General features: G+C 69.8%; 10 protein-coding genes. 4 read left to right on the top strand and 6 right to left on the bottom strand.

All coding sequences use genetic code 11. The features are described 5' to 3' along the window. Positions 1 to 227: 227 nt before the first annotated feature. Genes PHA84_RS19300 through PHA84_RS19290 form a run of 3 tightly spaced genes read right to left on the bottom strand, consistent with a single transcriptional unit; the run spans position 228 to position 3652 of the window. Positions 228 to 1739 carry an AAA family ATPase gene (locus tag PHA84_RS19300; RefSeq protein WP_270889773.1) on the bottom strand — a complete coding sequence of 504 codons (1512 nt, stop codon included), beginning with the start codon at positions 1737 to 1739 and terminating at the stop codon, positions 228 to 230. Beyond that, positions 1736 to 2386 carry a hypothetical protein gene (locus tag PHA84_RS19295; RefSeq protein ID WP_270889772.1) on the bottom strand — a complete coding sequence of 217 codons (651 nt, stop codon included), beginning with the start codon at positions 2384 to 2386 and terminating at the stop codon, positions 1736 to 1738. Before PHA84_RS19295 ends, PHA84_RS19300 begins: the two co-directional genes overlap by 4 nt. A 27-nt stretch (positions 2387 to 2413) precedes the next feature. Continuing rightward, entirely contained in the window at positions 2414 to 3652 is a 1239-nt protein-coding gene (locus tag PHA84_RS19290) for a toxic anion resistance protein (protein WP_270889771.1), read from the bottom strand. A gap of 441 nt (positions 3653 to 4093) precedes the next feature. Here PHA84_RS19290 and PHA84_RS19285 point away from each other — a divergent pair, with 441 nt between their 5' ends. Continuing rightward, positions 4094 to 5299, top strand: coding sequence for a hypothetical protein (locus tag PHA84_RS19285; protein WP_270889770.1), 1206 nt, complete (start codon positions 4094 to 4096; stop codon positions 5297 to 5299). Between the two features lie 71 nt (positions 5300 to 5370). Here PHA84_RS19285 and PHA84_RS19280 read toward each other — a convergent pair whose 3' ends face one another. After that, positions 5371 to 6999 carry a M28 family peptidase gene (locus PHA84_RS19280; RefSeq protein WP_270889769.1) on the bottom strand — a complete coding sequence of 543 codons (1629 nt, stop codon included), beginning with the start codon at positions 6997 to 6999 and terminating at the stop codon, positions 5371 to 5373. Positions 7000 to 7343: 344 nt separating this feature from the next. On the opposite strand from PHA84_RS19280, the gene PHA84_RS19275 reads away from it, so the two are divergent. Further along, the gene (locus PHA84_RS19275; RefSeq protein ID WP_270889768.1) at positions 7344 to 8801 is read left to right on the top strand and encodes an FAD-dependent oxidoreductase; all 1458 of its coding nucleotides are present in this window, start codon (positions 7344 to 7346) and stop codon (positions 8799 to 8801) included. Positions 8802 to 8829: 28 nt separating this feature from the next. On the opposite strand, the gene PHA84_RS19270 is transcribed toward PHA84_RS19275, so the two are convergent. Continuing rightward, positions 8830 to 9474 (bottom strand): dihydrofolate reductase family protein, encoded by a 645-nt coding sequence (locus tag PHA84_RS19270; protein ID WP_270889767.1) that lies wholly within the window; start codon positions 9472 to 9474, stop codon positions 8830 to 8832. 89 nt (positions 9475 to 9563) lie between these two features. After that, entirely contained in the window at positions 9564 to 10313 is a 750-nt protein-coding gene (locus PHA84_RS19265) for a hypothetical protein (protein ID WP_270889766.1), read from the bottom strand. 158 nt (positions 10314 to 10471) lie between these two features. Here PHA84_RS19265 and PHA84_RS19260 point away from each other — a divergent pair, with 158 nt between their 5' ends. Both PHA84_RS19260 and PHA84_RS19255 read left to right on the top strand, forming a co-directional pair. Then, on the top strand, positions 10472 to 11089 hold the full coding sequence (locus PHA84_RS19260) for an RNA polymerase sigma factor (RefSeq protein ID WP_270889765.1): 618 nt from the start codon (positions 10472 to 10474) through the stop codon (positions 11087 to 11089). 196 nt (positions 11090 to 11285) lie between these two features. Continuing rightward, the gene (locus PHA84_RS19255; RefSeq protein WP_270889764.1) at positions 11286 to 11915 is read left to right on the top strand and encodes an NADPH-dependent F420 reductase; all 630 of its coding nucleotides are present in this window, start codon (positions 11286 to 11288) and stop codon (positions 11913 to 11915) included. Positions 11916 to 11919: the final 4 nt, after the last annotated feature.

The following is an 11919-nucleotide window of genomic DNA, read 5'->3' as shown; positions in this document are numbered from 1 at the left end:
CGTGCCGGCGAGTGCGGCGCGGGCGGCTGACGAGACGGTATGCAGACGTCCCCGGGACGCGCGAAGAGGTGTCGGTGAGGAGGATGGCGAGGGTCCCGCCCCAGTGCCTGCAGAAGCCCCAGTGTCCGCAGAAGCCGGTGGCAGGGTGGGCTGCCGAGGCGTCCACGACGGCACCGTGCCTGCGCCGCTAGGCAGCGGCTCCGCCGTCGCGGCAGGCGTGGGACTGGTCACGACCGACCTCCTGCTCGGGTCCGGGATGCGTGAGCCGCGGCGTCGACGGCTGCGCCGTGGCCTTCGGTGTCGTGGCCATCGGTGTCGTGGCCTTCGGTGCCGTCGAACGCTGTGTCGAACTCCGTGTCGTCGAAGTCCGCGGCCGTCAGCCGGCGCAGCTCGTCGATGCTGGGGGCGCTCACCTCGCGCAGCCGCCAGGCGTGCTGGCCGATCGCCGCCTCGAGCGCATTCCGTGCGAACCGGCCGTTCCCGAAGCTCCGCCCGCGCGGCGTGCCACCGAGGCCCTGCCGGAACCGGTCCACGGCTTCGGGAAGCAGCTCGTAGTCCGCGGCCTGAGCCAGCTGCACCAGGATGGCGACGAGCTCCTCGTCGGTGTAGTCCTCGAACTCGATCGTGGTCCGGAAGCGGCTCGCCAGACCGGGGTTGGCGGAGATGAAGCTGTCCATCGGTTCCGGGTATCCGGCCACGATGACCACGAGGTCGTCGCGCCGGTCCTCCATCTCCTTCACGAGGGTGTCCACCGACTCCTGGCCGTACTGGTCGCCCTGGCCCCCCGTGAGGCTGTAGGCCTCGTCGATGAACAGCACGCCCCCCGCAGCGGAAGCCACCACGTCGGCGGTCTTGGTCGCGGTCTGCCCCAGGTAGCCGGCCACCAGCTCCGAGCGGTCGACCTCGACCAGCTGTCCGCGGGTCAGCAGGCCGAGCGCCCGGTAGATGCCCCCCACCAGCCGCGCGACCGTCGTCTTGCCGGTGCCGGGGTTGCCCGTGAAGACGAGGTGACGGGTGATGGTGGCGCTCCTCAGCCCGGCGTCCGCCCGGAGCCTGTCGACGCGAAGGAGGGCGACCTGCCGGTGGATCTCACGCTTGACGTGCCCGAGCCCGATGAGGCCATCGAGCTCGGCCAACAGCTCCTCGAGCGTCCGCTGCGGTGGCGAGGGCGGGGCTGCGGCGCCTACGTCCGTCGCCGGTGCAGGGCCCGGATCTCCCACCAGCGCAAGCGTGTCCGCCGGTCCCGTGGGCGCGCCCGCGTCGGTCCTCTCGGCCCGGATGTCCCCTCCGGTCGCAGACCCGATCCCCGACGTGACGACCGCGAGCTGCGCGGCGGCGGCCACCGAGGCGTTACCCAGGACCCGGATGGTCGGCTCGCCCAGGAGGCAGGCGGCCGAGGCGACCTCGGCCAGCGCGCGCGCATAGGCAGCGGCCTGCGGGGAGCCTTGGGCAGCCAAGCCGCTCAAGAGGTCCGTGGGTGACTCACGCCACCGACGACCGCGACTCGCTGCGTCGAAGAAGTCCCGGGTGCTGGCGCCACCGCAGGCCCGCGCCCAGTCGTTCGCCGCCCGGGGCGCGGACTCCGCGACAGCGGCGGCGAGGGACAGCGCCTCCTGACGGGCGAGCGCAGGCTCGAGGCCGGCCGCCGCCGCCACCGCCGCGAGACCGTCCAGGGCAGCGGCCAGGCCGGGGTTCGTCGCGGGACCCGGTCGTTCCAGGCCTGGGGTTTCCCCGTTCACGACGGGTCCCGGCCCGCGGGCGGCTGCAGGCGTTGGAGGTCGCCGGTGTCCTCGTCCACCGAGGACGAGGCGGGGACCACCTGGTCCACCGGAGGCGACGAAGGCTGCGCCGCCACGGCAGCTGAGGAGGCTGGGCCCACGTCGAGCACGCCGCCGGTGGAGCCCGTACCGAACTTCGCCGCGAGGAACCGCCCGTGAGCCACGAGCGCGGCCGCGTCGTCGCGGCATACGGCATCGAACACCTTGTCCATCGTGGCGGCCAGCAGGTCCAGCTGGTCGACAAGCACCAGCAGCGAGGACTTGCCGCGATCGACCGGACGGCTGTCCGCGAACTGCCGCGGCAGGCGCAGGTAGCCGCCCACCGCCTCCGGGAGGTAGTCGGTCGCCGTGGCCATCACCGAGTACGCCTGAGCGCTGCCGGGGCCCAGACTCGACAGTCGCGGAATCGTGTCGCGCACGACGGCGTCGACGCGCCGCACCCGCGAGGCGACGGCGGCGGGCACGGCACCTGCCGTGACCATCGCCTCGACCCTGTCCAGGGCGGCGAGCAGGTCATCGCTCGTGGGGACCGGCGGCACGAGGAACTGCTCGTGCCGCACCTCGTTCTGTCCACGACCGAAGAGACGGTCGAAGATTCCACCGGGCATGTGCTCACTATCCCCCGAAGCAGCTCGTCAGCGGGCCGCTCGCGCGGAGTCGCCGAGGTCCAGCGATCCGTGCGCCACCCTGTTGTCCTGCCGCTCGACCCGGTCCAGGTACTTGCGCGACTTCCCGACCTCGGTCTCCAGCGTGCCGATGGTCGCCGCCATCGTGTCCAGCGCCTGCACCTTGAAGGTGTCGATCGCGTCCATGGTGGCGTAGATGTTCTGGAAGGCGGCCTGGAGCTGAGGCAGCCCGATCGTCGCCGACGCGGCCTGCTCCTGGATGCGGACGGAGTTGTCGCGCAGCATCTCGCTCGTGCGCTCGATCATTCCCGACGTCGTCGTGTTCAGCGCCGAGATCTGCTCGAGGACGAGCTGCTGGTTTCCCAGCGCCTGGGCGACGATCACGGCCGTGCGCAGCGCGGAGACGGTCGTCGTCGAGGCTCGGTCCACGCCCTTGATGAGCTCGATGTTGTTCTTGATGACGATGTCGATGGCGAGGTAGTTCTGGATGGAGACGGCGAGCTGGGTCAGCAGGTCCTGGTGCTTCTGCCGCACGTAGAACAGCACGTCGTCGCGCAGCGCCTTGGCCTTGTCCGGGTCGGTGGGCTCGAGGTCCGCGATGCCGGCGGCCAACCGGGCGTCGAGCCGCTCGGCGACGTAGACGTACTGGTTGAGCCTGGCCATCGCGTCCCACAGCTGCTGCTTCTCGAGGTTGAGGGCCGCGTTGTCCTTCCCGAGCTCGTCCTGCCCGTCCCGCAGCGCGTGCAGGATGCCGTCGAGATGGCTCTGAGCTGACTGGTACTTGCGGAAGTAGTCGGTGACCTTGTCACCGAAGGGCACGAGTCCGAGGAGCTTGCGGGCGCCCGCGGCCTCCTTGGGGTCGAGGCTCTCGACGGTCCTGCGCAGCTCTATGAGGGTCGCACCGACCTTCGAGCCCTCGGCGAGCCCGCCTTCCTGCAGCGCCTTGACCGGCGAGGCCAGGAGCCGGTTGGACGTCTCGGCTGCCTGCCGTATGTCGCCGTCCCCCATGGTGCGGACATCGGTCGCCTTCGCCGAGAACTCCGGCGACCGGGGAGCCGCCGTGAGCAGCGACTGCAGATAGGCGTCCACTCGCGCGTCGAGACCGGGCAGGGCAGCCGGGTCGACGGCCGGCGCCATCTTGGGTGCTGACGTGGCCGCGACCGGCTGAGGTGCGGGCGGAGCCGTCAGGGTGAGGGAGCCCGCGACGGCACCGGGAGGCTGGAGCGGTGCAGGCTGTGCGTCGGTCATCTTCGTCCCTTTTCCTCGAGCGCCCGCGGAAGTGGCTCGTCCCCTGTTGACGAGTGGCGAATCTACGCGGTTCCACGGGCGGCGACCGCGTTTCGGCGGACACGGGCTCGGCGCGCGATCCGGCGCCTACGACGTCAAGCGTGCGGGACCCTTCAGCCAACGCCCGTAGGTCAGAGGCTGAGCAAGGTCCGGCGTCGTGCGGATTGGTGCAATTTTCGACATGGCCGAAGCCTCGCGAACGACGCAGAAGGGGCTCCGACGCACCACGATCCCCGGGGGACCTGCTGAATGTTCGCCAGCTCGTGGGCGATGGCTGAGATCATCAGAGGACTGGAGGTGATGGGCGTGGGGACAACCGATGCACTCGTAGTGCGGTCACGTCAGCGGGCGCTCGACCAGGTCGGACCGACAGCGTGTCGCTCAGCCGTGGTCGCATAACCTATGCCCCATCGCCCGCCCCGTGCCGGCGCTGAGTCGCCCTCTCAGGGCAAGCCGCGCCTCACCGCGGACGCGCGCGTGGTGGCGGCACGGCTGGCGACAGCGATCGTCGTCATGATCATCGCAGCGCTCGGATCGCTCCTGGCAACGCGGCGCCCAGGAGACGACGATCGGACGCCGGAGCTGCCCACCATCCGCCTCGACTGGAGGCGCGCGGAGGTGCCCAACGTCCGGGTGATGACCATCGCGCCATACCTGGACGGGCTCCTCGTCGGCGCGCAGGGGGTGGACCGGCAGGCGAAGGCACAGGTCGTTCACGTGGGAACCGACGGTGAGACGGTGTCGGTGCCGCTGCTCGCGAGGAGCACGTACGCAGCCGGAACGCGCTGGAGGTCTATCGCCACTCACGGCACGGACATCGTCGCCATCGGCGGGATGGCCGGCGGGGCCCACTCGATCACCCGCTGGACGATCTGGCGCGGCGACGCGACCCGGCTCATCGAGTTCCCCCAGTCCGCCGAGACCTTCGGCGGCTCCCATTCCGGAGGGCTGTCGGCGGTGGCGTTCGCCGACGGTCGACCGGTCGTCGTAGGTGCCTGGGACGGCACAGGTGGACGACTCGACATCGCCGTCTGGGGCCAGGAGCCAGCCGGGCAATGGCTTCGCAGGTCGTCGGCGGGAACGGCCCTGGAGAGTACGAGCGGCACCCAGTCGCAGGTCGCCGGCGCGGCCGCGAGCCAGTCCGGGGTCCTGCTCCTAGGTTCCTCGGTCCACCTCGACGAGGCCGAAGTGCGTCAGACTGCCGAGGTGTGGCAGTCGCACGGTGCCGGCTGGACGACGTGGACCCTGCCAGCGAGCCACTCCTCCGCCTCCGCAGGCGCTGCCACGTGCGAGGGCTCGGAATGCTGGGTCACAGGCCTGGACGGCCAAGTGCTCGGCCTCTGGCGGTTGCAGAACGGGAGCGCAAGCCGGGTTGGGCTGCCTTTCCCAACCACCGCCACCACGGCCCCGCCCTCGGTCCGCAACCATCGCGTGTATCTGGCGCTTCCCGGCAGGGGCATCGTCGTTCGTGATGGGCAGGGGCGTTGGTCCTGGATCGAAGCACCCGATCATGCTGCAGTCCGCCAGGTGGTCGTTACCGGGTCGACCCTGTTCGCCAGCTGCAGCTCTGCCAGCGGCGACGCCGTGTGGTACGCCCAAATTCGTTGACACCGATGACATGACGATCAGGCACCGTCGTCCGGACCAGCTGTCAGACGGCAGCAGAGGTGGTCAGCGACTCAGCTGTCGACCGCGCCCTTGAGAGTCCCGACCTTCGCTGCGGTGACCTTCGCGGGGGTGGTGTGACCCTTGACGTGACCGCCGCTGCCCTGGCTGGACGTGAACACCTGCGTGTCGTACGCCATGTGGCCGACCATGTTGGCGAAGGTCTTCGACATCCAGGTCAGGACCTCGGGGTCGTTGTTGCTGAGGTTGTCGCACCACCGGAAGGGGTTGTCCACGCAGCCGCCGTCATCCCCCGGGACGGTGCCCTCGAAGTTGCCCTCGTAGCCGCCGAACAGAGCGACGTCAGACGCCAGCTTGCAGCAGTCCTGGCCGGTGAGCACACCGCTCGCCGGGATCCCGGCCTGCTGGAACATGAAGGCATCCGTGCCGTCGGCCGAGAAGAGGATGTGGTTCTTGCCGATCGAGCGCAGGTAGTCGATCCCATAGTCGCGCGCGATCCCCGAGGGGCCCCAGATGCTCGGTGGCATTGGGGTGCCCGGTGCGCGTCCGAACAGGTTGACCCCGTCCTTCGGGTCGAGCACGCCGGCGACATAGTTCGGGGTGGCGAGGACGTCGGCGTCGAGGTCGAGCTTGATCTTCGCGAGCTCGTCGGCCGGGAGGGTCCTGACGTAGTAGTCCGAGCCGAGCAGGCCCACCTCCTCGCCGCCGAACCAGATGAAGCGCAGCTTGTTACGGGTGTTGGTGTTCCGCAGCTGCTGCGCGATGTCGAGGATCGCCGCCGAGCCGGAGGCGTTGTCGAGCATCCCGGCCCCATAGATGGCGTCGAGGTGCGCGTCGACGACCAGGATGTTGTTCGGGTCGCCGCCCTTGGAGTCGGCGATGACGTTCCAGTCGGAGCGGTTCGGGTCATCGATGGCGTTGACGTCGATGGTGAGGACCGGGCCTGAACCGGGGGTGTACTGCCCCAGGAGCTGGGTGCCCAAGGCGTATGTCGTGAAGACGACCGGGATGTGCTCCGAGCCGGAGAGGGAGCCGGAGAAGAGGCTGGTACGTCCTGGGTTGCCCTCGTTGAAGATGATCGCGGCCGAGGCGCCGGCGGCCTCGGCATTCGCCACCTTCTGGACGAAGGTGCAGGTGCCGCGCTGGACCAGGGCGATGTTGCCCGGGACGAACCCGGTGAAGTCGGAGGCCTGGCAGCCGCTTGCCGAGCTGGGCGCAGGAGTCGCGGGCACGACGATGCCGCGCGCGGGTTGGAGCTTCGCGGTCGTCGAGCCCACGACCGGCCCAGGGTTGAAGTCCTTGCCCAGCTCAAAGGAATGGGGGGTGGGCGAGTCCTCGCGCAGTACCGGGGTGCCGACGAAGCTGAAGTAGTGGAACTTGTACTCCTGCAACGTCACTGCGTAGCCGGCTGCTCTCATGACGTCGGCCACGTAGTCGGCCGAGGCCTTGTAGCCGGGTTCACCCGAGTTGCGGGACGGGTGACCGTCAGCGCCCGGGTTGGCGTCCGCGATCTCCTGGAACTTCACCATGTGCGCCCAGAGGTCGTCCTTGGTGACGCAGTCGACGAGCTTCTGCGGGATGTTGTTGACGCGGTTGGCGCAGGCCGTCGGGTTGGCGTCGGTGGTCGAGGTCGTGGCAAGGGCGCTCGACGCCACCGTGGGCAGACCCCAGGTCACCGTCACGGCAGCGGCTGTGGCTGTAGCGAGGCGCCATCCTCGGCGTCGACGGTCTCCTGGGCTCATCGTGTGCTCCCTTGCTCACGGCGCAACCCGCCGGCGTCGTTGTCGACGAGCCTTCCGATGCTACTGCCGTGGAGGCTCGCGGAGCTGGTGAACGGAGGCTTTCATCCCGTCCCGGCGCCGGCGTGTCCCCGGCCGGCGAGGGAGCCCACCACGCGCACGGGACACTGCAAAGGCAGGCAGCAGATCTCCCTGCCATGGTCAACGTATAGCCCTGAGGGGGGCTTGCGGCAAGGCCCCTGGGAGGCCTCATAGTTCTCACTCGTGCTGCGGAAAGAGGGCTTGAGATGAACGACGTGGTCGTCGTGGGGGGTGGGCCGACAGGCCTCATGCTGGCCGGGGAGCTGGCCCTGGCGGGGATCGATGTGGCGATCGTCGAGCGACGGCCGACACCGGAGCTGGTCGGCTCTCGTGGCGGAGGGTTCCACTCACGCACCATCGAGATCCTGGACCAGCGGGGCATCGCCGACCGGTTCCTCGACGAGGGACGGACCGTACAGACGGTGACCTTCGGAAACACGGTGCTGGACGTCAGCGACTTCCCCACCCGACATCCCTACACGCTGGCACTGTTCCAGAACCACGTGGAACGGATCCTGCTCGGCTGGGTGGAGTCACTGGCAGTGCCGGTCCACCGCGGGCAGGAGGTCACCGGGTTCTCCCAGGACGACACGGGCGTGGACCTCCAGCTGGCCGGAGGTCCACCGATGCGCACCGCCTACCTCGTCGGGGCCGACGGCGGTCGCAGCGTCATCCGAAGGACGGCCGGCATCGACTTCCCCGGATGCGAGGCAAGCCGGAGCAACCTGATCGCCGAGGTGGAGGTGAGCGAGGAGACGCCGCCGGGCGTCCGCATCGACGCCGTGGGCGTCCACGGGCTCCACGTGATGGAGGACGGGCGCACCATGAGGGTCCTGGTCACCGAGCAGGAGATCGGCCCCGCCACCGAGCCGACCCTGGCGGATCTCAGCAGGGCCCTCACCGACGTGTACGGCACCGACTTCGGGGTCCACCATCCGACCTGGCTCTCCAGGTTCACCGACGCCACGCGCCAGGCAGCCGCGTACCGCGACGGACGGGTCCTGCTCGCCGGGGACGCCGCGCACATCCACTACCCCACCGGTGGGCTCGGGATCGGCCTAGGGGTGCAGGACGCCGTGAACCTCGGGTGGAAGCTCGCCGAGGTGGTCAGGGGCGTCGCAGACAACAGCCTGCTCGACACCTACCAGGCGGAGCGGCACCCCGCCACGGCTCGCGCGCTGAGGTACACGATGGGGCAGTCGCTCTTCCAGCGCGCCGACGCACGGCAGGAGGCGCTGCGCGACACCATCGGGGAGATGCTGGCGTACGACCAGCCGCGCAGGCTGATGGTGGGGCTGGTCTCGGGGCTCGATGTCGCCTACGACCTCGGCAAGGGACACCCCCTGCTCGGGCGCCGCATGCCGGACCTCGATCTCGTCACGTCGGACGGACCCCGACGCGTCTACGACCTGCTTCACCAGGGACGACCGGTACTGCTCAACCTCGGCGAGCCTGCGACCATCGACCTCAAAGGGTGGACCGACCGCGTCCAGCATCTCGACGCCGACCACACCGGTAGCTGGGAGCTACCGGTACTGGGTCCCGTTCCCGCCCCGACCGCCGTTCTCGTCCGTCCCGACGGCCACGTGGCGTGGGTCGGAGAGACCAGCCAAGAGGGGCTCACCGACGCGCTCACCACCTGGTTCGGGCACGCATCGGGCTAGGCGCACGGGCCCCGGCCGGCCCAGCGGCTCACAGCGTGCTCGGGACCTCTCGTGTGAAGGTGAGGTGCGTGACGCCACTGCTGGAAGAGACCGCCTCCACGTCGTACGCCTCCTCGAGCGCCTCCAGACCGTCCCAGAGGCGTACGCCCCGGCCCAGCAGGATCGGGACCTGGACGACGTGCAGGTGGTCGACGAGGCCGGCGGCGAGAAACTCCCGTACGACGGTGGGGCCGCCGCCGATCCGGACGTCCTGACCTCCCGCTGCGTCGCGCGCCGTCGCAAGCGCCTCTGCGGGGGCTGCGTCGAGGAAGTGGAAGGTCGTGCCTCCCTGCATCTCGATCGAGGGCCGCGGGCGGTGGGTGAGGACGAAGGTCGGGGTGTGGAACGGCGGGTTCTCGCCCCACCAGCCCTTCCAGTCCGGGTCGTCGCTCCAGCCCGGTGGCCCGAACTTGTTGGCGCCCATGATCTCGGCGCCGATGCCGACACTGTGGCGCTCGGCGAAGGCGTCGTCGACTCCCGCGGTGCCGGCGGCGGCGTCCCAGAAGCGCGTACGGAACATCCACTCGTGAAGTCGCTGGCCTGCATGGCCGAAGGGCGCCTCGGCGGACTGCGGCTCCCCGGTGGCGAACCCGTCCAGTGAGATGGAGAGGTTGTGGATCCGTGTGCGTGACATCCGGGGGCTCCTCGGGTGGTGACTGGGCTGGCATTCGGATCTAGGGAGAGCTCGATATAGAGCGGCCCGCCCGACATCGAAGTCTTCCGTCAGGCTCGGCGTGCCGTCCGCAAGACGGTGCGCGCGATCGTGGAGGCGGTCGCCTGGTCCGGCGCGGCGATGGTCACGTTGAGCACGCCGTCGGCACTGCCCAGAAGAAGGCTCCGGACATGGACGGTTCTGCCTGAGACCTCGAGGCGATAGGTCACGTCGACGGCGTCTCCCAGAGACGTCCTGACGTGCCGCACTGTGGGCTTGGAGGTCGCGACGCGACCGATGTCGAGGGTGATCGCTGCGTCACTCGGCAGCTCGATGACAGGGAGCACCACGGCCTGGATGTTGGGCGCGTACCCGCCCACAGCCGGGCCGGCCAAGAACAGGTCGACGTGAGCCAGGTACTGCGTGAGCTGCTGCGCGGTGAACCCGCTGCGCGCTGCCATCTCCTTCATCTGGGGAGAGTCCGCTGTCGCGTCGCTCAGCTTGCTGGCGTCCAGAGCCGTGAAGGTGTCGGGCGTCGCGAACCTGGTGTGAGCCTTGGCGACGGTCCGCCAGCGGTACCCCGCAGGCAGCGGCGCGGAAGGCTTCGCGCCCGAGGCCGTGCCGGCGGCCGGCGCCGAGGTCTTCGCCTCGGGCGCCGGTCCGGAGACCCGTGCGGAGGCGGTCCTCGAAGCCGGCGCGGACGCGGACGGCACCGGCGCGCCGGACAAGCTCGAGAGTCCCGAGCACCCTGTCAGGCCCAGCAGCAGGCCACCCAACATTACGGTGACCTTCAGGCCACGCACTCCCCCACTGCCATGCATGGGGCGAATCGTCGCATAGCGGTGGGCCGGGACGAGGGCGAATGCACAGGCAAGGACGCACGCCCGACGTCTTTGCCCAAACGGCTCATCCTCTCGTGAGCCGTTTTGCATACTGGCCAGGTCGCCTCCAGCAGCGTGGGGCGCAAAGGGGCGTACTCATGGCCGAGAATGCAACCTCAGACCGCGCCGACGAGGCTTCGGTCCGCCGGCTGATCCTCGACTGCAGAGCAGGCGACGCTCAGGCCTTCGCCCGGCTCTACAGCGGACATGTCCCGCACGTACGTCGCTATGCCCTGCGGCTGTCGCGCCGCGAGCAGGCGGCCGACGACCTCGTCGCAGAGGCCTTCACCAACACCTGGCAGCAGCTGTGCCTCGGTCGAGGCCCAGAGGTCGCGTTCCTGGCATACCTTCGCGCCACGGTCCTCAACCTGCACCTGCGTCAGCTGCGCCGCGACGAGCTCTTCCGCTGGGTGGCGGACGTGGAGAAGGCGACCGCCGCCGATCCGGACGCCGCCGCGCTGGTCGCGGAACGGTCAGCGGAGGACGGCGTGCTGGAACAGCTGCTGAACGACCAGCTGCTCAGCGCGCTGCGCACGCTGCCACGTCGCTGGCAGGAGATCCTGGCCCTGGTCTACCTCGAGAACCAGCCGTACCCCCGGGTCGCCTCCAGGCTCGGCCTCACCATCCCCGCCACCCGGCAGCTCGCCCATCGAGCCCGACTGGGGATGCGGGTCGCCCTCGACGCTCAGGGCACCTCGGGCTGGACGGCGGCCTGACGGCGGAAAGCCGCACGGCCGGCTGTGAAGCGGCCCTGTCCCTACAGGTGGTGTGGCCTGCCGCGTGGCGTCACCGCAACCCTGCGGCCGACTCCTTCCGTACGGGTGTTCCGCCGGACGACCGCTGTGGCTAGTCCGGTTGGTTCCCGTCAGGTGGACCGCCTGACACCGTCAACGACCAACGAAGAGGTTCGGCATGAGCTCGGTAGCAGTACTCGGTAGCGGCGTCGTGGGGCAGACGCTGGCGCGTGGCTTTGCAGAGCTGGGACACACCGTTGTCGTCGGCAGCCGGACTGGCAAGCCGGTGGCTGGTTGGGACGGCCCGACCGCCACCTTCGCGGAGGCCGCCCTCGGGGCCGAGAGTGTCGTCCTGGCCGTCAAGGGCACCATCGCCGAGGAGCTCGTCACCTCGCTGGCTGCGCAGCTGCAGGGCAAGACCGTGATGGACACCACCAACCCCATCGCCGACCGGCCGCCGACGGACGGGGTCCTCGCCTACTTCACCACCTTCGAGGAGTCCCTGATGGAGCGGTTGCAGCGGGCCGCCCCCGAGGCCCACTTCGTCAAGGCGTTCAACAGCGTGGGCAACGCCCGGATGGTGCAGCCCTGGTTCGCCGACGGCACACGTCCGACCATGTTCATCGCCGGGAACCACGACGCGGCCAAGGCCGAGAGCATCGCCTTCCTGGACGGTCTGGGCTGGGAGGTCGCCGACATGGGCACCGCGGCTGCCGCCCGCGCCATCGAGCCGCTGTGCATGTTGTGGTGCATCCCCGGCCTGCGAGGCGGTAGCTGGACCCACGCGTTCAAGCTGCTGCAGGACTGAGCGG

This window comes from Pedococcus sp. 5OH_020 (assembly GCF_027812955.1).
Lineage (GTDB): Bacteria > Actinomycetota > Actinomycetes > Actinomycetales > Dermatophilaceae > Pedococcus.
The sequence above is the reverse complement of the archived record's forward strand: the minus strand, read 5'-3'. Positions and strand labels throughout refer to the sequence as shown.